This is a genomic window from Streptomyces beihaiensis (assembly GCF_026274175.1).
GTDB classification, from domain to species: domain Bacteria; phylum Actinomycetota; class Actinomycetes; order Streptomycetales; family Streptomycetaceae; genus Streptomyces; species Streptomyces beihaiensis.
This window is the reverse complement of record NZ_JAPHNL010000284.1, coordinates 1-25,632: the sequence shown is the minus strand read 5'-3', so window position 1 is coordinate 25,632 and position 25,632 is coordinate 1. Positions and strand designations below refer to the sequence as shown.

The 25,632-nt window shown below is 73.0% G+C and carries 24 protein-coding genes and 1 pseudogene; 13 read left to right on the top strand and 12 right to left on the bottom strand.

All coding sequences use genetic code 11. The annotated features are described in order from the left end of the window. Window positions 1–8 precede the first annotated feature (8 nt). Window positions 9–1,307, bottom strand: a complete 1,299-nt coding sequence (gene paaK / locus OFY01_RS24455; protein ID WP_266603339.1) for a phenylacetate--CoA ligase PaaK — start codon at window positions 1,305–1,307, stop codon at window positions 9–11. A 150-nt stretch (window positions 1,308–1,457) separates the two neighbouring features. Between paaK and OFY01_RS24450 the strand changes: the two genes are divergently transcribed. Beyond that, window positions 1,458–2,300: an alpha/beta fold hydrolase gene (locus tag OFY01_RS24450; RefSeq protein WP_266603320.1), complete on the top strand. Its 843-nt coding sequence runs from the start codon at window positions 1,458–1,460 to the stop codon at window positions 2,298–2,300. Here OFY01_RS24450 and OFY01_RS24445 read toward each other — a convergent pair. Further along, a complete protein-coding gene (locus OFY01_RS24445; RefSeq protein WP_266603318.1) occupies window positions 2,260–3,087 on the bottom strand; it encodes a GNAT family N-acetyltransferase in 828 nt (275 codons plus the stop codon). The two genes, OFY01_RS24450 and OFY01_RS24445, sit on opposite strands and share 41 nt — an antisense overlap. A gap of 53 nt (window positions 3,088–3,140) precedes the next feature. Between OFY01_RS24445 and OFY01_RS24440 the strand changes: the two genes are divergently transcribed. Further along, window positions 3,141–3,365, top strand: coding sequence for a hypothetical protein (locus OFY01_RS24440; protein WP_266603316.1), 225 nt, complete (start codon window positions 3,141–3,143; stop codon window positions 3,363–3,365). On the opposite strand, the gene OFY01_RS24435 is transcribed toward OFY01_RS24440, so the two are convergent. Further along, window positions 3,311–4,942, bottom strand: a complete 1,632-nt coding sequence (locus OFY01_RS24435; protein WP_266603314.1) for an acyl-CoA synthetase — start codon at window positions 4,940–4,942, stop codon at window positions 3,311–3,313. The two genes, OFY01_RS24440 and OFY01_RS24435, sit on opposite strands and share 55 nt — an antisense overlap. Before the next feature lie 185 nt (window positions 4,943–5,127). Here OFY01_RS24435 and OFY01_RS24430 point away from each other — a divergent pair, with 185 nt between their 5' ends. The 6 genes from OFY01_RS24430 (at window position 5,128) to OFY01_RS24405 (ending at window position 10,675) form a co-directional block, all read left to right on the top strand. Next, window positions 5,128–5,928, top strand: coding sequence for a crotonase/enoyl-CoA hydratase family protein (locus OFY01_RS24430; protein ID WP_266603312.1), 801 nt, complete (start codon window positions 5,128–5,130; stop codon window positions 5,926–5,928). Window positions 5,929–6,026: 98 nt separating this feature from the next. After that, window positions 6,027–7,001 carry a Zn-ribbon domain-containing OB-fold protein gene (locus OFY01_RS24425; RefSeq protein ID WP_266603310.1) on the top strand — a complete coding sequence of 325 codons (975 nt, stop codon included), beginning with the start codon at window positions 6,027–6,029 and terminating at the stop codon, window positions 6,999–7,001. 12 nt (window positions 7,002–7,013) lie between these two features. After that, window positions 7,014–8,063, top strand: coding sequence for a thiolase domain-containing protein (locus tag OFY01_RS24420; RefSeq protein ID WP_266603338.1), 1,050 nt, complete (start codon window positions 7,014–7,016; stop codon window positions 8,061–8,063). Next, window positions 8,060–9,247, top strand: a complete 1,188-nt coding sequence (locus OFY01_RS24415) for a thiolase domain-containing protein (protein ID WP_266603308.1) — start codon at window positions 8,060–8,062, stop codon at window positions 9,245–9,247. Before OFY01_RS24420 ends, OFY01_RS24415 begins: the two co-directional genes overlap by 4 nt. 84 nt (window positions 9,248–9,331) lie before the next feature. After that, window positions 9,332–9,574 carry a DUF397 domain-containing protein gene (locus OFY01_RS24410; protein ID WP_266603306.1) on the top strand — a complete coding sequence of 81 codons (243 nt, stop codon included), beginning with the start codon at window positions 9,332–9,334 and terminating at the stop codon, window positions 9,572–9,574. Between the two features lie 183 nt (window positions 9,575–9,757). After that, window positions 9,758–10,675, top strand: a complete 918-nt coding sequence (locus OFY01_RS24405; RefSeq protein WP_266603304.1) for a universal stress protein — start codon at window positions 9,758–9,760, stop codon at window positions 10,673–10,675. 12 nt (window positions 10,676–10,687) lie between these two features. Here the strand turns inward: OFY01_RS24405 and OFY01_RS24400 are convergent, their stop codons facing one another. After that, window positions 10,688–11,428 (bottom strand): leucine-rich repeat domain-containing protein, encoded by a 741-nt coding sequence (locus OFY01_RS24400; protein ID WP_266603302.1) that lies wholly within the window; start codon window positions 11,426–11,428, stop codon window positions 10,688–10,690. A 178-nt stretch (window positions 11,429–11,606) separates the two neighbouring features. Here OFY01_RS24400 and OFY01_RS24395 point away from each other — a divergent pair, with 178 nt between their 5' ends. Continuing rightward, on the top strand, window positions 11,607–12,104 hold the full coding sequence (locus OFY01_RS24395) for a hypothetical protein (protein ID WP_266603300.1): 498 nt from the start codon (window positions 11,607–11,609) through the stop codon (window positions 12,102–12,104). Window positions 12,105–12,128: 24 nt separating this feature from the next. On the opposite strand, the gene OFY01_RS24390 is transcribed toward OFY01_RS24395, so the two are convergent. Continuing rightward, window positions 12,129–14,138, bottom strand: coding sequence for an N-acetylmuramoyl-L-alanine amidase (locus tag OFY01_RS24390; RefSeq protein WP_266603298.1), 2,010 nt, complete (start codon window positions 14,136–14,138; stop codon window positions 12,129–12,131). Between the two features lie 297 nt (window positions 14,139–14,435). Further along, entirely contained in the window at window positions 14,436–15,584 is a 1,149-nt protein-coding gene (locus OFY01_RS24385) for an aminoglycoside phosphotransferase family protein (RefSeq protein WP_266603296.1), read from the bottom strand. Between the two features lie 234 nt (window positions 15,585–15,818). Between OFY01_RS24385 and OFY01_RS24380 the strand changes: the two genes are divergently transcribed. After that, window positions 15,819–17,318 (top strand): DNA-binding protein NsdB, encoded by a 1,500-nt coding sequence (locus OFY01_RS24380; protein ID WP_266603294.1) that lies wholly within the window; start codon window positions 15,819–15,821, stop codon window positions 17,316–17,318. Window positions 17,319–17,388: 70 nt separating this feature from the next. On the opposite strand, the gene OFY01_RS24375 is transcribed toward OFY01_RS24380, so the two are convergent. From OFY01_RS24375 to OFY01_RS24365, 3 genes are all read right to left on the bottom strand, one after another. Further along, a complete protein-coding gene (locus OFY01_RS24375) occupies window positions 17,389–18,804 on the bottom strand; it encodes a PP2C family protein-serine/threonine phosphatase (RefSeq protein ID WP_266603292.1) in 1,416 nt (471 codons plus the stop codon). A 304-nt stretch (window positions 18,805–19,108) separates the two neighbouring features. Beyond that, window positions 19,109–20,122 (bottom strand): LacI family DNA-binding transcriptional regulator, encoded by a 1,014-nt coding sequence (locus OFY01_RS24370; RefSeq protein WP_266603290.1) that lies wholly within the window; start codon window positions 20,120–20,122, stop codon window positions 19,109–19,111. Window positions 20,123–20,169: 47 nt separating this feature from the next. Further along, on the bottom strand, window positions 20,170–21,081 hold the full coding sequence (locus OFY01_RS24365; RefSeq protein WP_266603289.1) for a LysR family transcriptional regulator: 912 nt from the start codon (window positions 21,079–21,081) through the stop codon (window positions 20,170–20,172). Window positions 21,082–21,162: 81 nt separating this feature from the next. On the opposite strand from OFY01_RS24365, the gene OFY01_RS24360 reads away from it, so the two are divergent. Further along, window positions 21,163–22,428, top strand: a complete 1,266-nt coding sequence (locus tag OFY01_RS24360; RefSeq protein WP_266603287.1) for an MFS transporter — start codon at window positions 21,163–21,165, stop codon at window positions 22,426–22,428. Between the two features lie 30 nt (window positions 22,429–22,458). Further along, window positions 22,459–23,100 carry an NAD(P)-dependent oxidoreductase gene (locus OFY01_RS24355; RefSeq protein ID WP_266603285.1) on the top strand — a complete coding sequence of 214 codons (642 nt, stop codon included), beginning with the start codon at window positions 22,459–22,461 and terminating at the stop codon, window positions 23,098–23,100. 63 nt (window positions 23,101–23,163) lie between these two features. Here the strand turns inward: OFY01_RS24355 and OFY01_RS24350 are convergent, their stop codons facing one another. The 3 genes from OFY01_RS24350 to OFY01_RS24340 form a co-directional block, all read right to left on the bottom strand. Further along, on the bottom strand, window positions 23,164–23,715 hold the full coding sequence (locus tag OFY01_RS24350) for a DUF4232 domain-containing protein (RefSeq protein ID WP_266603283.1): 552 nt from the start codon (window positions 23,713–23,715) through the stop codon (window positions 23,164–23,166). 172 nt (window positions 23,716–23,887) lie between these two features. Further along, a complete protein-coding gene (locus OFY01_RS24345; RefSeq protein ID WP_266603281.1) occupies window positions 23,888–24,388 on the bottom strand; it encodes a GNAT family N-acetyltransferase in 501 nt (166 codons plus the stop codon). A 24-nt stretch (window positions 24,389–24,412) separates the two neighbouring features. Further along, window positions 24,413–24,676, bottom strand: a complete 264-nt coding sequence (locus tag OFY01_RS24340; protein WP_266603279.1) for a hypothetical protein — start codon at window positions 24,674–24,676, stop codon at window positions 24,413–24,415. Window positions 24,677–24,856: 180 nt separating this feature from the next. Here OFY01_RS24340 and OFY01_RS24335 point away from each other — a divergent pair. Further along, a pseudogene (locus OFY01_RS24335) lies at window positions 24,857–25,632 on the top strand (hypothetical protein); the annotation flags it as partial.

Genomic DNA, 25,632 nt, shown 5'->3' with positions numbered 1-25,632 from the left:
CGTACAGCTCAGCGGGCACGCAGGTCCACGATGCGCTTGATCTTGCCGACCGAGCGCTCCAGTGTCTCCGGGTCCACGATCTCGACGGCGACGCTCACGCCCACGTCGTCCTTCATGGCGACCGCGATGGCGCGCGCCGCCGCGGTTCGTTCGTCCGTCGTCGCGTCGGGGCGGGCCTCGGCGCGCACGGTCAGCGCGTCCATGCGGCCCTCGCGGGTCAGGCGCAGCTGGAAGTGCGGGGCGACGCCGGGGGTGCGCAGGACGATCTCCTCGACGGCTGTGGGGAAGAGGTTCACGCCCCTCAGAATGATCATGTCGTCGCTGCGCCCGGTGACCTTCTCCATCCGGCGGAAGGCGGGCCGCGCCGTACCGGGCAGCAGTCGCGTCAGGTCCCGTGTCCGGTACCGGACGACGGGCATCGCCTGCTTGGTCAGCGACGTGAGGACCAGCTCACCCGGCTCGCCCTCCGGCAGCACCTCACCGGTGATCGGGTCGACGACCTCCGGATAGAAGTGGTCCTCCCAGATGTGCAGGCCGTCCTTGGTCTCCACGCACTCCTGGGCGACGCCCGGTCCGATGACCTCCGACAGGCCGTAGATGTCCACGGCGTCGATGCCCGCCCGCTCCTCGATCTCGCGGCGCATCCGCTCGGTCCACGGCTCGGCACCGAAGACGCCGACCTCGAGGGACGTGGTGCGCGGATCGACGCCCTGCCGTTCGAACTCGTCGAGCAGCGTCAGCATGTACGACGGCGTGACCATGATGATCCGCGGCTTCAGGTCGAGGATGAGCCGCACCTGTCGGGCGGTCATGCCGCCGGACGCCGGGACGACGGTGCAGCCGAGCCGCTCCGCGCCGTAGTGCGCGCCCAGCCCGCCCGTGAAGAGCCCGTATCCGTACGCCACATGGACCGTGTCGCCCGGCCTGCCGCCCGCCGCGCGGATCGAGCGGGCCACCATGTCCGCCCACATCGCGAGATCGGCCTGCGTGTACCCGACGACCGTCGGCAGTCCCGTCGTGCCGCTCGACGCGTGCAGCCGGCGCACCTGGGAGCGATCCACGGCGAAGAGGCCGAAGGGATAGTTCTCCCGCAGGTCCGCCTTGACCGTGAACGGGAACCGGGCCAGATCGTCCAGCGAGGCACAGTCCCCGGGCCGCACCCCCGCCTCGTCGAACGCCCGGCGGTAGAACGGCACCCGCTCGTACACCCGGCTCACAGTGGCCCGCAGCCGCTCCAGCTGTAGCGCCCGCATCTCCTCGATCCCGAGGCGCTCGCCCTCGTCCCAGCCCTGTGTCGTCGTCGACATCATCGCCCGCACTCCCGAACTACCGACCGATCATTCGGTTGATCTGCTGGTCGTCAGTAACGCAAGGTGAGGCGGCCGACGTCAAGACATGGGCGGGCCCGTGTTGCCGCGGCATTGCCCGCAGGGCCCGCCGCCTGTGAGGATCGTGGCATGATCACGTTCGCCGCGCCGGACGGCACGGAACTCGTCTGCCACATCCGCGGCTCGGGCCCGCCGCTGGTCTGCCTGCCCGGCGGCCCGATGCGCGCCTCCGCCTACCTCGGCGACCTGGGCGGTCTGTCCGCCCACCGCACACTCCACCTCCTCGACCTGCGCGGCACCGGCGGATCGGCGGCCCCGGCCGACGCGGCGACGTACCGCTGCGACCGCCAGGTCGACGACGTGGAGGCGCTCCGCGCGCGCCTGGGCCTGGACCGGATGGACGTCCTGGCCCACTCCGCGGGCGGCGATCTTGCCGCCCGGTACGCCGCCGCCCACCCCGGGCGCATCGACCGCATGGTCCTGGTCACCTCCGCGCAGCGGGCGCTCGGGCTGCGGGCCGGCATCGAGGACCGGCGGGAGGCGGCGCGGCTGCGGGCCCACGAGCCCTGGTTCGAGGCCGCGAACGCCGAGTACGAGAAGATGCTCGCCGGCCGCGCCGACGCCGACTACCTCTACGACGCGTTCTTCTACGGCCGCTGGGACGCGCGGGCCCAGGCCCACGCCGCCCTCACCGACGAGCAGACCAACGAGGAGGCGGAGGCCCTGTACTTCTCCGAAGGCGCCTGCGACCCGCCCGCGACCCGCGCCGCGCTGTCCCGGCTCACCGCCCCGGTACTGCTGCTCGCGGGCGAACTGGACGGGGGCCCGCGCCCGGCCCTGGTGCACCGCGCGGCCGCGCACTACCCGCACGCGCGGGTCGTCGTCCAGCCGGGCGCCGCGCACTACCCGTGGCTGGACGACCCGGAGTTCTTCACGTCCCGCGTGCGGCGCTTCCTGGCCGCCCCGCGGTGACGGCAGCCGCGAGCACGTAGGGAGTCGTCGTCCCGACGGCTGTGAAGCCCAGCCGCTGAAGGATCGGCCTGCTGTCCGCGGAGGCGTCCACCTGCAGGTACCGGAACCCGCGCTCGGCCGCGACGCGCGCACGGAAGGCGACGAGCGCCCGGTAGATGCCGCGCCCGCGCCATCCGGGCACCGTGCCGCCGCTCCACAGGCTCGCGAAGTCTGTCCCGGGGTGCAGTTCGAGACGTGCCGCGCTGACCGGTTCGGCGCCGTGCAGCGCTACCACGGCGGGCACGGTCGCCGGATCCCGTTCGAGCTGCCCGCGCACCTCGTGGCCGACCGACGACCGGCAGTCCTCGAAGACCAGGTCGTGCACCCGCTCGACCAGCCCCACCTGGTCGGGCCGGGTGACCGGCAGCAGCTCGATCCCCTCCGGCGGTGTGGCATCCGTGGCCAGGGCCGCGGTCGGGGCGATCATCAGCGTCTCGGTCTCCTCGGCCACGAACCCGGCCCCGGCCAGCCGTGCCCCCAGGTCGGCGGGCTCGTCGTGCCCGTACGTCTTCCACTCGGCCTCGCGCCCCAGCTCCCGGAAGAAGCGGGCCTGTTCGGCTACGGCCGCGTCCACGGCCGCATTGCTCAGGCCGTCGAAACCGGACCACACCACCCCGTTCCACCCCGCCTTAGGTCCGACCCGCCGCACGACGTGTCCCACGTGTTCCAGCCTGACCCCGGCTTCCCAGGACCGGGCCTCGCGCCGCAACTGCCGGTCGAACAACGCCCGTACCGCTTCCTGATCCATCCGGTCACTCCAGCACCCGGCGCGGTGAGCCGCAACCGCATTAGCCTGCCGTCATGACCGCGTCCTCGGTGCCCGCCTTCTGCGACGCCCCGGCCCCTGACTACCACCGGATCTTCGGCGACTGGGACGCGAGCATGGCGCACCCGGCGGCCGCGCTCGACGCGGTCGCCGCCGAACACCTGAGGCCGGGCCCCCACCGCGTCCTGGACTGTGCCTGCGGCCCTCAGGAGCTCGCCCCGTCGGCCGACCGGGACGCGACGGCGCGCGCCCACCGGTAGTCGGCCTTGCCGCTGGGCGAGCGCCGGATGCTGTCCGTGAGGACCAGTTGGCGGGGGATCTTGTACCCGGCCAGGTGGGAGCGGCAGTGCGTCCGCAGGCGGTCCAGGGTCAGGGCGGGCGCGCCGGGTCTGAGCTGGACCACGGCGGCGACATGGTTGCCCCACTTCGCGTCCGGGACGCCCGCGACCAGCGCGTCGTACACGTCCGGATGCGACTTGAGGGCCTGCTCGACCTCCTCCGGGTAGACCTTCTCGCCGCCCGTGTTGATGCACTGCGAGCCTCGCCCGAGCACGGTGACCACGCCGTCCGCGTCGACCGTGGCCATGTCACCGAGCAGCACCCACCGCTCGCCGTCCTTCTGGAAGAACGTCTCCGCGGTCTTGCGTGGGTCGTTGTAGTAGCCCAGCGGCACGTGCCCGCGCTGGGCGACGCGGCCCACCTCGCCGACGCCGACCGGCTCGTGCGTGGCCGGATCGACCACCCGAGTACGGGAGTTGACACGCAGCATGAACCCCTTGCCGGGGCCCGAGTCCTGGGTCGCGGTGCCGTTGAAGCCGGACTCCGACGAGCCGAAGTTGTTGAGCAGCATCGCGTTCGGCACGAGCTCCTGGAACTGGGCGCGGACCGTGTCCGACATGATCGCCCCCGACGAGGAGACGCTGAACAGCGAGGAGCAGTCCGTGCCCTTGAGGGGGCCGGACAGCGCGTCGATCAGCGGACGCAGCATCGCGTCCCCCACCAGGGAGACGCTGGTCACCTTCTCCCTCGCGATGGTGCGCAGCACCTCTTCGGGCACGAACTTGCGGTGCGTGACGACCCGTTGCCCGAAGTTGAAGCCGATGAACGCCGTCAGCGTGGACGTGCCGTGCATCAGCGGGGGAGTGGGGAAGAACGTGATCCCGTCGCCGCCGGCCGCCACCCGCTCCGCGAGCTCCTCGGGCCGCCCCACCGGCTCACCGGTGGGCGCACCGCCCCCCAAACCGGCGAAGAACAAGTCCTCCTGACGCCACATCACACCCTTGGGCATGCCGGTCGTGCCGCCGGTGTAGATGATGAACTGGTCGTCTGCCGACCGAGGCCCGAACCCCCGCTCGGGTGACCCGGCCGCCTCGGCCGCCGCGAAGCCCACCGCGTCGAGCGCGGGCGCGTCTGCCGCGGGCGTGCCCACCCGGACCAGGTGGCGAAGGCCGGGTGTGCGGGTCAGGGCGGCGGCCACACGGTCGGCGAACTCGGCGTCGAAGACGAGCGCCACCAGGTCCGCGTCGCGGTAGAGGTAGACCAGCTCCTCCTCTACGTAGCGGTAGTTGACGTTGACCGGGACCACGCGCGCCTTGAGGCAGCCCAGGACCGTCTGCAGGTACTCCACCCCGTTGTACAGGTGCAGCCCCAGGTGCTCGCCGGGCTTGACGCCCGCCTCGACGAGATGGTGCGCGATGCGATTGGCCGCGGCGTCGAGCGCGGCGTACGTCAGCCTGCGTTCCGCGCCGGTACCGGGATGGTCCACGTGGACGAGCGCCTCGCGGTCGGGGACCACGTCGACGACCGACTCGAACAGGTCGGCAAGGTTGTACTCCACCGCTCCTCCTGACCCAGGCCGCATCTCGTGTGGCCGTCATCAGAGCAGAGACGGATGCGAGGCGGAAGGGGCCCTGCAGAAGAAATCTGACTGTCTGTCAGAAAACTATTGAACTGGCCCGCCGCCTCCTGCAACCTGTTCTGGTCCCGGGCGCTTTCGAGGCTCCGGCCGACGGGAGGACAGCCATGAGCGGTACCGAACATCTCGACGTGCGACGCGAGGGCGCGACCCTCGTCCTCACGCTCGACCGGCCGCAGGCCAAGAACGCCTTGTCCCTGCCGATGCTCGTCGGCCTGTACGACGGATGGGTGGCGGCCGACGCCGACGACGCGATCCGCTCGGTGGTGCTCACGGGAGCGGGCGGCGTGTTCTGCGCGGGCATGGACCTCAAGGCGCTCGCCGGAAAAGGCATGGAGGGCGAGCACTACCGCGACCGGCTCAAGGCCGACCCCGATCTGCACTGGAAGGCGATGCTGCGCCACCACCGCCCGCGCAAACCGGTGATCGCCGCGGTGGAGGGCCCCTGCGTGGCGGGCGGCACGGAGATCCTGCAGGGCACGGACATCCGGGTGGCGGCCGAGTCGGCGACGTTCGGGCTCTTCGAGGTGGCGCGCGGGCTGTTCCCCATCGGCGGCTCCACGGTGCGGCTGCAACGGCAGATCCCGCGCACCCACGCCCTGGAGATGCTGCTCACCGGCCGCCGGTACACGGCCGCCGAGGCGGCGGCGATCGGGCTCGTCGGACGCGTCGTGCCGGACGGCTCCGCCCTGGGCACGGCCCTGGAGATCGCCGAGCGGGTCAACGCGTGCGGCCCGCTGGCCGTGGAGGCGGTCAAGGCGTCGGTCTACGAGACCGCGGAGATGACCGAGGCGGACGGTCTGGCCGCCGAACTCCAACGCGGCTGGCCGGTCTTCGACACGGCCGACGCGAGGGAAGGGGCCCGCGCGTTCACGGAGAAGCGGGCGCCGGTGTTCCGGCGCGAGTAGCGGTGTGCCGCGTGTCCCCAGCGCTCCTCGAGGGGCTTGACACGCCCCGGCGGACGCGGTTTTGCCCCGACCCCGACCCACACGTCCAGGAGGCCAACGTGACCACCACGTCCCGACCGCCGGAGGTGCTCCGCGCACCCCTGGTCGTCGAATTCCCCTTCACCCGGTCCCTGGGGCCGGTCCAGTCCGCCTTCCTCACCGGCCTGCGCGAGCGCACCGTCCTCGGGGTGCGGACCACCGACGGCAAGGTGCTCGTCCCGCCCGTCGAGTACGACCCCGCCACCGCCGACGAGATACGCGACCTGGTCGAGGTCGCCGCGACCGGCACCGTCACCACCTGGGCCTGGAACCCGCGACCACGCCCCGGCCAGCCGCTCGACACCCCGTTCGCCTGGGTCCTCGTACAACTGGACGGCGCCGACACCGCCCTGCTGCACGCCCTCGACGCGCCGGGCCCCGACGCCGTCCGCACCGGCCTGCGCGTCCGAGTCCGCTGGGCGGCGCGGCGCGAGGGCGCCATCACGGACATCGCCTGCTTCGAACCGGACGACACCGCGCCAGGAGCGCGCCGGCCCGCCCCGCACGCCGGCGCGTTCGACGACCCGGTGACCGGGATCGTCGCCCCGGCCCGCCTCGACTACACGTACAGCCCCGGCGCCGCCCAGAGCCGCTACATCAACGCCCTCGCCGAGCGCCGCACCGTCGGCGAGCGGTGCCCGTCCTGCCGCAAGGTGTACGTGCCGCCCCGCGGCGCCTGCCCCACCTGCGGCATCGCCACCGACGAGCAGGTCGAGGTCGGCCCGGCCGGCACCGTCACCACGTACTGCATCGTCAACATCAAGGCGAAGAACCTCGATGTCGAAGTGCCGTACGTGTACGCGCACATAGCGCTCGACGGCGCCGGACTCGCCCTGCACGGCCGGATCGCGGGCATCCCGTACGACCAGGTGCGGATGGGGCTGCGGGTCGAACCGGTGTGGACGGACTCCCCGACAGGCGGACGGTTCCCCGACCACTACCGGCCGACCGGCGAACCCGACGCCGAGTACGACACGTACAAGGAGCTGATCTGAGTGCGGCCACCGATCCGCGACATCGCCGTCGTCGCCTTCGGGCAGACCGACCACCGGCGCACCTCCGACGAGCAGTCCGAGGTCGAGATGCTCATGCCCGTCCTGCACGAGGTGCTCGACGCCACCGGACTGAAGACCGCGGACATCGGGTTCACCTGCTCGGGATCGAGCGACTACCTCGCCGGTCGCGCCTTCTCCTTCACCATGGCCCTCGACGGCGTCGGCGCCTGGCCGCCCATCTGCGAGTCCCACGTCGAGACGGACGGCGCGTGGGCGCTGTACGAGGCGTGGACCAAGCTGCTGACCGGCGAGGCCGACACCGCGCTCGTCTACGCCTACGGCAAGTCCTCACCCGGCTCCGTGCGCGACGTGCTCACCCGCCAGCTCGACCCGTACTACGTCGCCCCGCTGTGGCCCGACTCCGTCGCGCTCGCCGCGCTCCAGGCGCGGGCGCTCATCGACGCGGGCGACACCGACGAACCCGCCCTCGCCCGGATCGCGGTCCGCAGCAGGCGCGCCGCGGCCGGCAACCCGCACGCACAGTTGCGCGGCCCCGACGTCCCCGTCGGCGATTACGTCGTAAATCCGCTGCGCACCGGCGACTGCCCGCCGATCGGTGACGGCGCCGCGGCCGTGATCCTCGCCGCGGGCGACCGGGCCCGCGAGCTGTGCGAACGGCCCGCGTGGATCCGCGGCATCGACCACCGCGCGGAGGCCCACAGCCTCGGCGTGCGCGACCTGACCGACTCGCCCTCCGCGCGGCTGGCCGCCGAGAACGCCGGGGCCTTCGAACGACCCGTCGACACCGCGGAGTTGCACGCCCCGTTCACCGCGCAGGAGGTCGTCCTGCGCAAGGCGCTGCGCATCGGCGACGGCGTGTGCGTCAACCCGTCCGGGGGCCCGCTCGCCGCCAACCCGATCATGGCCGCCGGCCTGATCCGCGTCGGAGAGGCCGCCGCCCGCATCCACCGGGGCGACTCCCGCCGCGCGCTCGCGCACGCCACCTCCGGGCCCTGCCTCCAGCAGAACCTGGTCGCCGTACTCGAAGGAGAAGACCGGTGACTGACACCACGAAGACGACGCACAAGGAACCCGTGGCGGTCGTCGGCATCGGCCAGACCAAGCATGTCGCCGCCCGCCGGGACGTCTCCATCGCCGGGCTCGTCCGCGAGGCCGCCCGGCGCGCCCTCGACGACGCCGAACTGAACTGGCCCGACATCGACGCCGTCGTCATCGGCAAGGCGCCCGACTTCTTCGAGGGCGTCATGATGCCGGAGCTCTACCTCGCCGACGCGCTCGGCGCCGTCGGCAAGCCCATGCTGCGCGTGCACACCGCCGGATCGGTCGGCGGCTCCACGGCGCTCGTCGCCGCGAACCTGGTCGCGAGCCGGGTCCACGGCACCGTCCTCACCCTCGCCTTCGAAAAACAGTCCGAATCCAACGCGATGTGGGGCCTGTCCCTGCCCGTCCCCTTCCAGCAGCCGCTGCTCGCGGGCGCGGGCGGGTTCTTCGCGCCGCACGTACGCGCCTACATGCGGCGCACCGGCGCGCCCGACACCGTCGGCTCCCTCGTCGCCTACAAGGACCGCCGCAACGCCCTGAAGAACCCCTACGCCCACCTCCACGAGCACGACATCACCCTGGAGAAGGTCCAGGCGTCACCCATGCTGTGGGACCCCGTCCGCTACTCCGAGACCTGCCCGTCCTCCGACGGCGCCTGCGCGATGATCCTCACCGACCGCGCCGGAGCGGCCCGTTCACCGCGCCCGCCCGCCTGGATGCTCGGCGGCGCCATGCGCAGCGAACCGACGCTCTTCGCGGGCAAGAATTTCGTCTCGCCGCAGGCCGGAAAGGACTGCGCGGCCGACGTGTACCGGCAGGCCCGGATCACCGATCCGCGCCGCGAGATCGACGCCGTCGAAATGTACGTGCCGTTCTCCTGGTACGAGCCGATGTGGCTGGAGAACCTCGGATTCGCCGACGAGGGCGAGGGCTGGAAGCTCACCGAGGCCGGCGTCACCGAGCTCGACGGCGACCTGCCCGTGAACATGTCCGGCGGCGTCCTGTCCACCAACCCCATCGGCGCCTCCGGCATGATCCGCTTCGCCGAGGCCGCCCTCCAGGTACGCGGACAGGCCGGTGAGCATCAGGTCGAAGGGGCCCGCAAGGTCCTCGGCCACGCCTACGGCGGCGGCTCCCAGTTCTTCTCCATGTGGCTCGTCGGAGCCGAACCCCCCACCCGGTGAACACCCGCTTCGGGCGCGGCCTGTGCGCGGCCCCGGCCGGTCGCTAGGCTGACGCCCGGACGACGAACCGGGAGGAGCACGGACGTGGCTGAACGCACCATCGACCAGCACCCGCTCGCGGGGTGGGACAAGCCGGATCTGGACCTGACCAACGCCGAGTGGCGCTCCGGCACCAAGGGCCGCGGCGATGTCGAGATCGCGTTCGTCGAGGGCTTCATCGCGATGCGCAACGGCACCCGTCCGCACGGCCCCTCCCTGATCTTCACCCCGGCCGAGTGGGGCGCGTTCGTGCTCGGCGCCCGCGAGGGAGAGTTCGACCTCACGTAAGTTCCGTCGCCACGCGGAGTCGGAGTCGAAGGGACAGGGGAGGATTGCGCCGTTTCCGCGACCTGACGGCGACACGTGACCTTCGGCCCTGTGCCGAGGCCCGCTCGTGAGCGAGCCTGAGACCGGTAACAGCAGGTCTGTACGGGCACGGTCGGCGTGCCCGGCGTCGGAGGCGAATCACTCATGAGCACGAGCACCCCGCGCAACCTGCCCGTCGTCGCCGCGGTCGACGGGTCCGACGACAGCCGGCGGGCCCTCGAATGGGCACTCGCCGAAGCGGCCAGGCGCGACACCGGCCTACGGATCGTGCACGTACGGCAGTATCCGGCCTACCTGCAGGCCGGCGTACTGGTCACCGAGCCCGAGGAACCCGCCGATGACCCGGTCATCGGCGAGCTGCGCACCGAGCTGGCCGGGCGCGAGGACCTGGTGCCGTGCGAGTTCGTCACGCGCAGGGGCCTGCCCGGCGCGGTGCTGCCCGAACTGGGTGCCGACGCGCAACTCCTCGTACTGGGCTCGCGCGGCCGTGGCGGCTTCGCGAGCCTGCTGCTCGGCTCGAACGGAGTGGCGGCCGCCCGCGACGCCGCCTGCCCCGTCGTGATCGTGCCGCCGCCGGGCCGCGCGGTCCATGACCGTCCGACGCCGGTGCGCCCGGGCTCGCGCGTCGTCGTCGGGCTACAGGTGGAGGAGCCGGACGAGGCGGCCCTCGACTTCGCGGTCGAGCACGCCGCGCGCACCGGGGCGCGGCTGGAGGTCGTCGCCGCGTTCCCGTGGCCGAGTCTCGCCTGGTCCGCGTTCGGCGACTTCCAGCCGACCGCCGACGATCAGGCCGCGGCCGAACAGGAGACGCTGCGTCTCGCCAACGCCGCGCTCGTCGGCCTGCGGAAGTCTCACCCTGAAGTGGAGGTCGAGCTTTACGTGGCGCCGGGCGACGCGGCCGGTCACCTCGTGGCCAACTCCCGCGACGCCGAGCTGACCGTCGTCGGCCGCCACCGGCGCCGCCCCGCCCGGCCCGCCCCGATGCTCGGCTCGGTCACGCAAGCCGTGCTGCTGCACGCGGCAAGCCCGGTCGCGGTGGTGCCGCCGCCCGCCGCGCGGTGAGCCTGCCGCCGCTCAGCGCAGCACCACGCACCCGCGCCCGGCCAGCTCGTCCAGCGTGCCGGGCGTGACGCGCACGTCGTTCCACCGCAGGTCGAGCTTCTCCAGGGCGGGCAGCTCGGCGAGCCACCCCGGAACGCACCGCAGCCGATTGCCGCGCAGGTCGAGACGGCGCAGCCGCGACAGCCCGCGCAGCGCCCCCGGCACCTCGGTGAACACGTTGTCGCGCAGCTCCACCTCCCGCAGCTCCGCCAGGCCGCCGACGGACTGGGGCAGTGCCGAGAGCCGGTTGCCGCGCAGCCACAGCTCCCGCAGCGAGCGCAGAGAGCCGACCGAGTCGGGCAGCGCGCCGAGCCGATTGCGCTGCGCCCGAAGCTCGACGAGCCCGGCCATCCGGCCGAGCGACTCCGGCAGCGCCGTCAGCCGGTTCCCGCCGACGTTGAGATACCCGAGCCGGTCGAGCGCCCCGAGCGACTCGGGCAGTCCGGTCAGCCGGTTGTCGTGCAGATACAGGAACCGGGTCAGCCCGCTGAGCGCGCCGATCCACGGCCCGACCTCGGCGATCCGGTTGTGGCCGAGGTCCAGAGTGTGCAGGTGCCCGAGCGTGCCGAGCCGCTCCGGCAGACGCTCGATCCGGTTGTCGGCGAGCTGCAGCACCTCCAGAGCGGGGTGGCGCCACACGTCGTCGGGAACGGCCCTCAGACCCGCCCGCCAGTAGTCGAGCCTCCGCACCGGCGGCTGCCGCGGATCACCCATGCGAGCCCTCCCGTCCACCCGATCGACCGTGCCCGTCGTCCGAGAGGACCGTACCCGGACGGCCCCGCCACGGCTCACCCCGTAACTGCGCCACCCCCGACGCCACATGAGCCCTGTCCCGGTGACCCGCCCGGCCCCCGAACGGGCCGATGAGCGGCGGCGACGTACGATGGACCGCATGTCCTTCCTCCGCCGCCGCGCAGCGACCCCCGCGGGCCCCGACTTCGACGTCCTGGCCATGGACCCGGGCGACTGGCCCGGCAATCTCGGCGCCGGTCTGCTGCCCGCCGCGGACGGCACCTGCCAGGGCGTGTTCCTGCGCTACGACCTCTTCGGCGGCCGCGGCCCCGCCATGATCATCGGCAATCTGCCGGAGGGCTCGCCCGCCCGTGAGCGCGCGGACGACGAGATCCCGTTCGAGGTCGGTCAGCTCCTGGTCGCGCTGGAGAACGAGGAGGAGGTCACCGTCACCGGCACGGAGGACATGCCGGTGATGCAGGGCGACAACCTGCTCGTGGTGCGGCGCCTCAAGCTCTCCGAGTCGCGGATCTCCTGCGTCCAGTTCGACCGCAGCGACAACGTGCTCGTGACCATCGCGTCCTGGGACCGCCCGATCACCGACGACCTGTACGCGCTGCTCAAACCGCTGCCGGCGGAGCTCTTCCAGCAGGGCTGAGCAGCGCCCGGGCCGGCCATCGGATCAGGGCGTCACCGACGGCTCCACCCGCACGTCCGCCGCGCGCACATAGGCGACGCGGTGGGCGAACTGGATCTCGTAGTACAGGTCACGCCCCCTGATCACCTTGTGCGTCGACGTGTCGAAGGCCGTCGCCCAGAAATACTCACCGGCCGTCCGCTCGCCGACCACATAGCGCTGCCCGGCCGGGATCTTGTACGGCAGTGGCGAGACCGACTGGACCGGCACGCCCTTGGGGTACGCGGCGGCCTCCGGGTAGGCCCGTCCGTACACCGGCACCTCGCTCGCTCCCGCCTTCGGCGTCACCACGAGGCCCCGCGCCGACACGGCCACCGGCTTGCCCGGCGGGTTCGGGAACCACGCCTTCTCGCCGAGGAACCAGATCGCCGTCCAGTTCCCCTCGCGGCCCGCGACGGCGTACTGCTGGCCCGTCGACGCGCGCGACGCCATGTCGTTGACGCCGGTGGTGGAAGGCTCGCCGCCCGGGTACAGACCGATGTCCTTGACGAGCGGCGCGTCCTTGCTGGGCGCCGAGTAGAGGCGTACCTCGCTCGACCCGTGCGGCGCACACGGTTCGCCCGCCGTCTCGCAGCCCGTGAACGCGGGCCTGTTCGTGGCGTACTCGGGGTCGATGGTGACCAGACCGCCGTCAGGACCCGCGGTGCGGTGGAAGGGGTGGCCCATGAGGGCGAAGTAGTGCGCCCAGTCCCAGTACGGTCCCGGGTCGGTGTGCATGCCCCGGATGGTCGACGTCACGGGGCCCGGCACCGTGTCGTGCCCGAGGATGTGCTGCCGGTTCAGCGGGATGTCGTACTTGGCCGCCAGGTACTTCACCAGGCGCGCCGACGCCCGGTACATCTCCTCCGTGTACCAGGAGTCCGGCTGCGCCAGGAAACCCTCGTGCTCGATGCCGATCGACTTCGCGTTCACGTACCAGTTGCCGGCGTGCCAGCCGACGTCCTTGGTGTGCATCGACTGCGCGATCAGCCCGTCCGACGACCTCACCGTGTAGTGCCAGCCCAGGTACTTCGGATTCTGGACCAGGTTCAGCGTCGTCTCCCAGCTGCCCTCGGTGTCGTGCACGACGATGTAGTCGACGCTCTGGTCCCGCGGCCGGTCGGCCACGTCGTGGTTGCCGTAGTCGCCGTCCTTGTCCCCGTACTTCTCGTACGGCGCCGGAACCCACTCGCACGACACGGTGCGCGGGCACTCCGTCTGCGAGCTGTCCGCCTCGCGCAGGCCCAGCTTGTCGAGCTGCGCCTGCCGTGGCCGCGCGTCCGGGTCGGGCGAGAGCGTCACCCGCTGCCCGGCGTCCGTGGTGCGCCGCTCGCCGCCGCGGATCACCGAGAACACGTCGTCGGCGTACGTCGCCGCGGTCGCCTCGTCGTCGGCGCCGGAGAACGCGGCGACCGCCCCGTACCAGTCGTCGACGTCGTCGTCCGAGGCGCTCAGCGGCTTGCCGAGACGCCTTTGAGCGGCCGCGAGCAGCGCCGCGCCGCCGGCCACATTGGCCGCCGGATCGCTGCGCAGCTCCTGTTCGGACAGGCCCGTCAGCCGCGCGGCGCGCACCAACGTCTTGAGCCGCGCCGGAAGTTGCGCGTCGGTCGGCACCGGCTGCGACAGGTGGAGGGCGGGGCGGGCGTCGTCGCCGCGCGGGTCGCCCGACGCCTCGCCGCCCGCCGCCGCGGCCCGGGAGAGAGCGGTGCGCGCGTCCGTCAGATGCATGGGGCCGTAGCCGCCGGTGACGCTCGGCGCGCCGCCGTGCTCGTCCCACCGCGACTGCAGATACGAGACGCCGAGCAGCACGCTGGGCGGCACGTGGTACTCGGCCGCCGCCGAGGCGAACGCCGCCTGGAGACGCGCGGACGACGACGTGCCCGAAGCGGCGGAGTCCGGCGGCGCCGCGCCGAGCAGAGGGAGCACGAGCGCCGCCGCCGCGAGCGTGCCCGCCGACCGTGCCGCCGCACGGGAACGTCTGGGAGTGAGGGGACGCGAACGCGTGGACCGGTGCAACGGTGCCTCCTGGGAGAGACGGTGTCGGGATGCTGCGCGGTACGTGCGGGCCGATCGTGGGTCAGTGGTATCGGCTCGCCGACGATCCGTCAATCATGCGTCGAGCAGGGGAAATTCCCAGGAATTGGCGAGTTCACGGGCGTGTGCCGACCGGTTTTGGCGGTGGCGGCGCGGCCGCCTGCGACGCGTCACAGGCGTGGACCAATGGGGGCGAGCGGGCCGGCCGGTGCCCGGCGGGACAACAAGGAACCGCGGTGCGTCCCCTCCTGCGGGTCGCACCGCGGTTCCTCGTCCCCGTCAGCGAGTGCCGACCGCCGCGCGGACCGCCTTGCGGGCCATGTTGCAGTCGTCGTGCAGGCGGCGCAGCAACAGCCGCTGCTCCTCGCTGGACGGCGCAGCACCCGGGTGGGCCGTGCCCGGTGCCGCCGGGGTCTGCTCGCGCAGCGAACGCTGCACGGCCGTCTCGTACGTACGGATCTCCCGCGTCAGTACGAGCATCAGGTTGACCAGGAACGCGTCCCGCGCCGCCGGCCCGCCGGACTGGGCGAGCTGGCTGATCTGGCGGCGCGTCACCGGCGCGTCCCCGAGGACCGCCCACAGCGTCGCCAGGTCGTAGCCCGGCAGATACCAGCCCGCGTGCTCCCAGTCCACGAGCACCGGCCCCGTCGGGGACAGCAGCACGTTCGAGAGCAGCGCGTCGCCGTGGCAGAACTGGCCCATGCCGCCGCGCCCGGACGTGTGCGCGATGCCGTGCAGCAGCTTCTGCAGGTCCCCCATGTCACGGTCGGTCAGCAGCCCCAGGTCGTGGAAACGGTTGATCCGCTCCGCGTAGTCCACCGGCGCGTCGAACGTGCCCGCCGGGGGGCGCCACTGGTTGACCCGGCAGATCGCGCCGAGCGCCGCCCGGATGTCCGCCCGCGGCGGCGCCTGGAGCGGATGCCGTTGCAGTGCCGCCACCCGTCCCGGCATCCGCTCGATCACCAGCGTCCCGTTGTCCGGGTCCGCGGCGACGAGCCGGGGCACCCGTACCGGGGGCCGGTGCCGGACGAACGCCCGGTAGGCCGCTATCTCGTGCCGGATCCGCTCGGCCCGCACGGACGACGGATCCAGTAAACACTTCGCCACCGCTGTGCTGCGTCCTGTCGTGCCGACGATCAGCACGGAGCGTGAACTGCGGCGCATCACCTGTACCGGATGAAAATCCGGGCAGATGCGCTGCACCGAGCCGATCGCCGTGCGCAGCTGGGCGCCCTGAGGGCCGGACAAGTCGAGTCTCCCGCTGAGCGGTTGGGTGCCGAGCCCCGGGACGCGACGGGTCATGGCGGCGCCTGCGAGCGCCGGCCCTGCGGTCCGCGCGGGGTCGAGGTACGGGCCGGCGGGGGCCGCCCCTCGGGCGGGTCGCAGCGGCCGGGGCGGGGCGGACACGGAGGACGATGCTGCGTACATGGGTGAGACAGATCCCTTCGTGTGCCGATGAGTTGCCTGCGCCACCCGGCCCGGCCGATTCGGTACACCCTGGGGAATGCCCTGCGGCGACCGGGCCGGGGTGGCGCACTTCTACCTGACACCCCGTGCCCCGAGGCACAACAGCTGGCGCACCCTGGCGAACCCTGGCGAATAGTCGCCCAGCAACTGACAGAGGGCTACTGTCAACTTCAGCCGAGAACCTGGGGGCTTGAAGTGAGCGGACAACCCAACACCCGCCTGAGCGACCTGTTCGGCCTGGCCGGATGGTCCAAGGGCGAACTCGCGAGACTCGTGAACCGGCAGGCGGCGGCCATGGGCCACCCCCAGCTGGCGACCGACACCTCGCGGGTACGGCGGTGGATCGACATGGGAGAGATCCCGCGCGATCCGGTGCCCCGGGTGCTGGCGGCGCTGTTCACCGAGCGACTCGGCCGTGTCGTGACCATCGAGGACCTCGGTCTTGTCCGGCGCGGGCGTGTGGGGAGACGGCAAGGCGACGGGGGCCTGGAGCATCAGGGCCCTGACGGAGTGCCGTGGGCGCCCGAGCGAACGGCTGCGGTCCTCACCGAATTCACGGGAATGGACCTCATGCTCAACCGACGCGGCTTGGTGGGCGCGGGTGCCGCGCTCGCCGCGGGATCCGCACTCAGCAGCGCCATGCACGACTGGCTGCACACCGACCCGGCCCTTGCGGCCGACGCTCCCAGGACCGACGATCCGCTCTCCGTGGCCCATGCCGACACCACCGGCTACGACCGCTACGAGGCGGCCCCCATCGGGTCGCAGGAGATCGAGGAACTGGAGCGCTCCGTCGAGGTCTTCCGGGCCTGGGACGCGTCCCGCGGCGGCGGGCTGCAACGCAAGGCGGTCGTGGGCCAGCTCAACGAGGTCGGCGGGATGCTCGCCTACCGTCACCCTGACCATCTGCAGCGGCGCCTGTGGGGCGTCGCCGCCAACCTCGCCGTCCTCGCGGGCTGGATGTCGCACGACGTCGGCCTGGAACCCACGGCCCAGAAGTACTTCATTATCGCCGCGCACGCCGCACGGGAGGGCGGCGACCGGCCACGCGCCGGTGAGGCCCTGTCCCGGGCCGCCCGCCAGATGGTCCACCTGGGCCGCCCCGACGACGCGCTCGACCTGATGAAGCTCGCCAAGTCCGGTTCGGGCGACGAGGTACTGCCCCGTACCCAGGCGATGCTGCACACCATCGAGGCATGGGCGCAGGCATCCATGGGCAAGGGGCAGGCCATGCGCCGCACCCTCGGTCAGGCCGAGGACCTGTTCGTCTCCGACCGGGGCGACGTCCCGCCGCCGAGCTGGATGCAGATGTTCGACGAGGCGGACCTGCACGGCATGCAGGCCCTCGCCTACCGCACTCTCGCCGAGCACGAGCCGGGTGCCGCCGTCATCGCCCAGCGTCATGCGAAGCAGGCGCTCGCGCTGCGGGTCGGCGGCCGGGACCGGTCGAAGATCTTCGACCATCTGTCGCTCGCGTCGGCGTGCTTCATCGCCGACGACCCCGAACAGGCGGACCGGTACGCGCGCCTGGCCCTGTCGTCGATGGGCGCGAACTCGTCCCACCGCACCTGGGACCGGCTGCGCGAGATGTACCGGCTCACCGGGCACTACGCGGGCTACCCGAAGATCAAGGACCTGCGCCAGGAGATCCAGCTGGCGCTGCCCAAGGCCAACGGGAAGAAGTTCAGCGTGTAGCGGCCCGGCCGGGCCCGGTAGTTGTTTTCCACCCGTATGCCGTCCGCCGTCACGTCGTACGGGACACGCGTCAGGAGCTGATCCTGGCGACGAGCACGCAGGCGTCGTCCTCGCGCTCGCCCGCACCGCACGCGTCGACCACCACACGCAGGCACTCCTGCGCGTCACCCGCCTCGTCGAGGCGTGGTGCGAGGGCGAGCAGCCGCTCCGTGGCGTCGCCGCGCCGTGGCGTCAGCCCGTCGGTGTGCAGCAGGAGCAGGTCGCCCGCGTGCAGCTGCTCGTGTGCCTGCGCGTAGACGGCGCCGGAGGTCGCGCCGAGCAGCACGCCCTCGGGCGGCGTGAGCGCACGCCCCGTCCCGCCGCGGAACAGCAGCGGTGCGGGGTGTCCCGCCTGCGCCCACGCCAGTGTGCGGCCCGCCGGGTCGTAGCGGCAGCACAGGACGCTGCCGAGGGCGGGCTGGACGGAGGAGTCGATGAGTTCGGCGAGCCGGGTGAGCAGCTCGGCGGGCGCCGCCTGGCACACGGCCATGCCGCGGACCGCGCCGAGCAGCGTCGCCACGCCGGACGTCGCGGCGACGCCGTGCCCGGTGAGGTCGCCGACCGACAGCAGTACCTTGCCGTCCGGCAGGCGCAGCGCGTCGTACCAGTCGCCGCCGATCAGCGCGCCGGTGGCGCACGGCAGATAGCGGGCCGCGACGTCGAGGCGGCCCGGCCCGTGGTGCGGCAGCCGCAGGGAGCCGCGCCACGGCGGCAGCACGGCCTCGTGCAGCTCGACCGCGAGCCGGTGCTCCGTCTGCGCGATGTGGCGTCGGCGGCGGAGCGAGTCACGGGTCTCGCTCACGGTGCGCTGGCTGCGGCGCAGTTCGCTGACATCGCGCACGACCGCCCACATGGAGGCGGTCGAGCCGTCGGCGTCGAGCACGGGTTCGCCCATCAGGTGCACGGTGCGCACCCGGCGGTCGGGGCGGACGATCCGGAACTCCCCGTCGATCGGCTTCCCTTCGATGAGGCAGTCGGTGACCATCGCCGTGAGCTTCGCCCGGTCGTCGGCGTGCACCAGATCGGGCAGCTCGTCGAGCGTGAGGGGGGTGGCGGCAGGGTCCCGGCCGAGGATCTGGTACAGCTCGCCGGACCAGTTCGCCTCGTCGGTGAGCAGGTTCCACTCGGCGCTGCCGACGCGACTGAGGAGGGAGCCGGGGGCCGGGGCGACGGTGTCGGCGGCGGTGGCCTCCGGGGCGGCGGGGGTTGTTTCGGGGCCATCCCGAAGTTGAGTCAAGTGCCGGTCGAGATCGCCCAGTTGATGGGCCGCCAGTTCGTACAGGGCCCGCTGCCAGCGGGCTTCGGGGCCGTTCTCGTCGGTCGCCGATTCACGGCGCACGGCATCGACGTCACCGAGCAGCCGACGCGTCTGTGAGATCAGTGCGTCGACCGTGCCACGCTCCGGCGGCTGACCGGCGGGGCGGTCCGCGAAGAGATGGGGCGGCATGACGGACTCCGATGAGGGCGCGGCCAGGGCACGGGAGGACCGAGGCCGACGGATGGACCGTCAAAGACTGTGGCACAGGCCGCGCGGTCCCGTAAGGGATTTGGCCATACACGATGCGGTGGTGCTTCTGGCATATGTCCGAGTCCTTGCGAACGGCCTTTCGGACCCGCACCGTCGAACGCGTGGGCGATGCCGGGTTTCCCGTACGTCGGCGACGCGGGGGAGAGCTGGAGTCGCAAGTCATCGCGCAAGGCGGCGACCTACTGGCGCAACAACACGACAACAGTGGCGACGCGCCGACGGGTCAGTCCACCGCGGGCGCCTGGGACGTCGAACCACGCACCACCAGTTCCGGCTCGAAGAGCAGCTCGCCCGGCGGCACGGAGCCGCCCTCGATCTGCGCGACGAGCAGCTCCACCGCGGCCCTGCCCATCGCCTCGATCGGCTGCCGCACCGTCGTGAGCGGCGGCTCCGTACAGGTCATGAAGGCCGAGTCGTCGTAGCCGACCACCGAGACGTCGCGCGGCACGGTGCGTCCCGTGCGGCGCACGGCACGGACGGCGCCCAGTGCCAGTGGATCGCTCGCGCAGATGATCCCGGTGACGCCCCGGCCGATCAGCCGTGCCGCGGCGGCGTGCCCGCCCTCCAGTGAGAACATCGCCCGCTCCACCGCGTCGTCGGGCAGCTCCCCGCCCGCGGCGGCGGCCACCGCCCGAGCCGCGGTCAGCTTGCGCTGCGAGGGCACGTGGTCCTTCGGGCCGAGCACGAGGCCGATCCGCCGGTGGCCCAGGGACGCCAGGTGCCGCCACGCCTGTTCGACAGCGACCGCGTCGTCGCACGCCACGCACGGGAAGCCGAGCCGCTCGATCGCCGCGTTGACGAGCACGACCGGAACCTTGCGGTCGGCGAGCAGCTGGTAGTGGGCGTGCCCGGCGTCCTGCTGGGCGAAGAGGCCGCCCGCGAACACCACGCCGGACACCTGCTGCTGCAGCAGCAACTCCACGTAGTCCGCCTCGGAGACACCGCCCTTGGTCTGCGTGCACAGCACCGGTGTGAGCCCCTGCTGGGCGAGCGCCCCGCCGATCACCTCGGCGAACGCGGGGAAGATCGGGTTCTGCAGCTCGGGCAGGACCAGGCCGACGAGCCGCGCCCGTTCGCCGCGCAGCTGCGTGGGCCGCTCGTAGCCGAGCACGTCGAGCGCCGTCAGCACCGACTGGCGAGTCGCCTCCGACACGCCCGGCTTGTTGTTGAGGACTCGGCTGACCGTGGCCTCGCTGACCCCGACCTTCTTCGCCACCTGAGCAAGTCTGCGCGTCATGGAACGCAAGATTAGCGTAAGAATTGCAGGCGGCTTGCGCTCGCGCCCTACGTCCCCGGGAGGTGGGCCTCGGCCGGGTCCCGCGCCACCGTCTCCAGGAACGCGGCGGCGGCCGGTGAGTGCCGCTCACGGCTCCAGACGAGCCGCTCCTCGCGGACCGGCCCGCCACGCAGCGCCACCACGGCGAGCCCGGGAAGCCGGGGAACGAGGCGCGAGGGCAGCAGCGCGACGCCCAGGCCACACCGCACCAACTCGGCGATGACGTCGAGCCCCTTGGCCTCGAACGGCACCTCGCGGCGCAGCCCCGCCGCCGCGAACGCCTCGTCGGTCTGCGCCCGCGCGGCGAGCCCCGCCGGAAAGTCCACGAACGCCTCGTCCACGAGCCGCGACAGCGGAATCGGCGTGCCACGGGCCCGGAGCGCCAGCGGGTGCCCCGGCGGTACGACCGCCACATGGCGGTCCACCACCAGTGTCCGGCTGCCGAGGGCCGGTTCGTGGGTGGGGAACGACGGCGGTACCCCGAGGAACGCCAGATCCACCGTTCCCTCCCGCACCGACGCGGCCAGCGTCTCGCTGGCACCGTCGAGCAGCCTCATCGTCACCCGCGGATACGCGGCGTAGTAGCCGCTCATGAGCCGCGGCACGTCCACCGCCGTCACCGTGGCGATCGCGCCGATGGTCAGCCGGCCGCGAATCTCGCCGGTCGCCGCCGCCACCTCGGCGCGCGCCCGCTCCGCCGCATCGAGCGCCTGCCGGGCCGCGGGCAGGAACGCCTCGCCCGCCGCGGTCAGCCGCACCCGCCTGCTGGTCCGCTCGAACAACCGCGCCCCCAACTCCTTCTCCAGCTTGGCGACCTGGTGGCTGAGTGCCGACTGCACCACGAGGCACCGCTCGGCGGCCCTCGTGAACCCGCCCGTCTCGGCGACGGCGACGACATAGCGCAGTTGCTGCAACTCCATGCGATCCATCGTGATACGCGATCGTTGAGATGACAAGGATGTGTTGGACTCATGAATGGTCGCGGCCGCAGGCTGAGACCCATGACCCAGCCGAACGCGCTCCGGGCCGACCCCCGAGCGGATGTCCCCGCGCACGCGACCCACCCGAACACCGACGGCCGAGCGGGACCCCGGCGCGCGCTGCTGCTCCTGCTGGCGGTGGCCACCGGGCTGTCCTGCGCGGGCAACTATGTCGCGCAGCCGCTGCTCGACCTCATCTCCCGGGAGCTGCACCTGGGCAGCGTTCTCTCCGGTCTCGTCGTCACCTCGGCGCAAGCCGGGTACGCGCTCGGCCTGTTGCTGCTCGTGCCGCTGGGCGACGTCATGGACCGCCGCCGGCTCGCGGTGACCCTGTTCGCCGCCACCACCCTCTTCCTGACCGTCTCCGCCCTCGCGCCGAGCGGGCCCGTGCTGCTGGCGAGCACCGTCCTGACCGCCCTCACCTCCGTGGGCGCCCAGGTCGTCGTCGCACACACCGCCGCGCTCGCCACCGCCGAGACCCGCGGCACGGCCGTCGCCACCGTCATGTCCGGGATCCTGCTCGGCGGACTGCTCGCCCGCACCGCCGCCGGCGCCCTGGCCGGACTCGCCGGGTGGCGCACCGCGTACTGGGTCCTCGCCGTCCTCATGGCGGTCGCCGCCCTGGCGCTGCACCGCCGGATGCCACGCCTGCCGGTCACCGCCGACCTGCGCTACCCGGCGCTGATCGCCTCCACGCTCTGCCTGCTGCGCGCGGAGCCGGTGCTGCACCGCCGCGCCCTGCTCGCCGGACTCGGCCTCGCCTCCTACAGCGTCCAACTCGTCGCGCTCACGTTCCTGTTGGCGGGCCCGACGTACCGCTGGGCGCCGCCCGCGATCGGCCTGTTCGGTCTGGTCGGCGCCGTGGGCGTGGTGGCGATGACGTTCGCCGCGCGGCTCACGGACCGGGGACATGTGCAGAAGGTGACCGGCGGGGCGGTGGCCCTGCTGTGCGCCGGGTGGCTGACGCTGCTCGCGGGAGAACGGTCACTGGCCTGGCTCGCGGTCGGCGTCGTCGCCTTGAACGTGGGCCAGCAGGCGGTGCTCAACAGCAGCCAGAGCGTGGTGTACGCGCTGCGTCCCGAGGCACGCAGCCGCGTCAACTCGGCCTTCATGACGACGTTCTTCCTCGGCGGCGCCCTCGGTTCCGCCCTCGCCTCGGTGGTGTGGGCCGCGGCTTCCTGGAAGGGCGTGTGCGCCCTCGGCGCCGCCCTGTCGGCCGGGGCGATCGCCGTGTGGCTCAGGGAACGGGCCGTCGCACGGCGCGCCCGGCCCGACCGGCAGGCGTAGGAGACAATCATGCGTACGAGGAGAGAACAGATGAACATCACCGTGTACGGGGCCCGGGGCGCGGTCGGCTCGCGGACCGTCGCCGAGGCGCTGCGGCGCGGCCACGAGGTCACCGCCGTCGTGCGTGACCCCGCCCGAGCGGCCGCGCTGCCCGAGGGGGTACGGATCCGCACCGGCGACGCCGCCGACCCGCGAGCGGTGGCACGGCTCGCGGCAGGGCAGGACGTGGTCATCTCCGCGACCAGACCCGCTCCCGGTCGGGAGCCCGAACTGGCCGCGGTCGCCGGCTCGTTGCTCGCCGGGCTGCATGCCACTGGGGTGCGGCTGCTGCTCGTCGGTGGCGCCGCGAGCCTCACCGTTCCGGGCGCGGGCGGCCTCACGGTGGTCGAGGAGGCCGGTTTCCCCGCCGCCCTGCGGCCGATCGCGCTGGCCTGCAACGACCAGCTCGCCGTCTGCCGCACCACCGGGCACGACGTCGACTGGGCCTACCTGAGCCCGGCGGCGCTGCTCGAACCGGGGGAGCGGACCGGGGGCTACCGGCTCGGGGCGGACGAGCTGGTCGTGGACGGTGACGGGGTGTCGGCGATCTCGATGGAGGACCTCGCCGTGGCCCTCCTCGACGAGGCGGAGAGGCCCAAGCACCACCGCACCCGCTTCACCGCGGCGTACTGACGGGGCGCAGGCCCCCGGCAAAGGCGCGCGCCATCCGGAGGGCGCGGCGCGCCCGGCGCCCGCTCACACCGCCATGACGCCCTGAGTCGCCTGCTGGTGGAGCACCCGGTCGGCGCGGGACGGGGACGTCTGCCACAGGGTGGTGACCGGTTCCCATACCGGCAGCCCGGCGGGCGCGCCCAGGTCGAGGACCTGGAAGCGGTGCCCCTGCTGGTCGGGGGCGGCGGCCACCGTCACGTACATGACGGTGGGCGCCTGCTTCTCGGCGCCGTCGGACGCGGTGAGCGAGCGGACCTCCGCGTAGGCCGTGGTGTGCGCGGCGAGCGTCCGCGCCCTGTGCGGAGAAGCCGGAACCGGCAGCGCCGCGCCGTCCAGATCCCCGTACGTGACCGTCGGGACGCGGTCGACGAGGCAGGCGCGGGAGGAGTCGTTGCGCACGCTCAGCTTGATGGTGCCGCTGCCGTCGGTGTCGTCGGACGGCGCGGCCCGCAGCGTCAGGTCCTTCTCCGCGCACCGCGGCGCCGAGACGGGCTCGGCGGCCGCGCCGACCGGAGCTGCGAGGGCGGCCAGGCAGAACGCGGCGGCCGCGACGGCAAGGGCGTGTCGAGGGCGCATCGGGGACCCCGCTCCGTGGTCGGTCGTGGCGCTGCCCGCCCGGCGCGACGGCCGGATCGGGCAATCCATGGCATATCGACCACTCAGGCTAGTCGGATCCGAGGGCGGGCGCGCGGCGAGCCGGTACGGCCTCGTGGTCCGCGCAGAACGGGGTCGCCGGCCACGGGTGTGATCAGACCGGCGCGGCGAAGCACCGAACCTCGACCCACTGGTTCGGCCCCCACGCCTGACTGCCCGAACCGAGAGGCTCCCAGCCGAGCCGTTCGTACACGGCCACGGCCGCGGTGTCGCGGGCCACGACGTCGAGCACGGCCCGCAGGCCGCGGCGGCGCGCCGCGCGCGTGGCCCGTTCGAGCAGTGCCGCACCCGTGCCGCGGCCGCGCGCCGTCGGGGCGACGAAGAGGCGGCCCACGACCGCCACGGCGGCCTTTGGTCCGGCGAGGCCCGGCGCGACATCGCCGGGCACCGGACGTGCGAGAGTCACATGTCCGACGACAGCGCTCCCGGCGACGGCCACCCAAGCCGCCACCTGCCCCTCGGGGCACAGCCAAGAGGCCGGATCGGCGGGCCAGTTCACCGGGTAGCCGTCCCGGCGGTGCACGGCGGCCAGAACAGTGGTGCAGGCGGAGAGGTCGGCACCGGCGCGGGTCCTGACGGACGGGGGAGTGTTCATGCCGCCAGTCTGCCGGTCCCGCGGTCACCGGCCGTCGCCGAACGTCTCCTCGTCGTGGTATGTGTCCGGCACCTGCGCCGGCCAGATCGCGCTCCCGCCGCCGCGCCACTCCACGAACTCCGGATCGTCGAGCGGCGCGTCATCGAGGCCCGCGCGGCGCAGGAACTCCACGACGTCGTCGAAGGACCTGGCGAGCCCCGCGTCCTCGCCGCGGATCGTGACCCGGCGCCCGCCGGGCTGCCCGGCGTGCACCACGACTTGCGGATAACCCTCTACATCTGCGTCCATGCCTCACAGCTTCGGCCCCTCGCGGCCCCCGCGCACACCGAGGCTCCCCGGACGTGGCGGCCGAAGGGCCCCGGCCCGCCGGGGCGGCCACCGGGCGCAAGCCGGTTAAATCGGTCTGTAACGGGACCAGTTGGGGTCGAGGGGGCGTCCCCGGTGGCCGATTGCGGTTACGGTGCTGGGGTGATCACCGCGCAAGTCACCACCGGGACGCCCTCCACCGAGCCGGGTACCGCGCTGCTTCTCGCGGCCGCCCCCGCCGGCAAGGGGTGCCTCGTCGACGCTGCCGCCGTGCTGCCCGCGCTCGCCGCCGTCCCGCCGAGCGCCCTCACCGGCACCTCGGCGGCGACGGTCGTCGAACTCGCCGACCCGCTCGATCCGCAGGCCGTCCTGACCCGACTGCGCACGGCGGCGGCGCTGCCCGGACCGCTGTACGTCTACGTCGCCGGACAGCTCCACCTCGACCACCGCCAGCACCTGTTGCACTTCGCCCTGGCCCGCACCACCCAGGCGACCCTGCGCTACACGGCGCTGCCCTGGCACTGGCTCACCGGCGAACTGGCCCTGCGCCGCCCCCACACCACGACGGTCGTCGTCGACCTGGTCACCGACGCGGAAGCCTGGCAGCACGTCGGCACCGGCGGCCTCGGCCTGGGCCACGGAGTCCGCCTCTTCGGCCGGGTCACCCCGCCTCCGCCGCGCCGCACGACACCGACTCCCACGTACCTGAAGACGTACGCGGACATATGGCGCGGCGGCGACCGGCCGGCCCTCGCCCGCCTCCACGAGACGGCCGCGCTGCGGACCGGCCCGGCCGACGCGTTGTTCCTGGCCATGGACACGCATCTGCCGAGCCAGGCGGAGACCGCGCCCCCGGGCTTCGGCGCCGCCGCCCCCGTGGCCGAGGACACCGTCGCGCCCGCGCCCGGCACGACCGCGCCCGGGCGGTCGGCACCGGC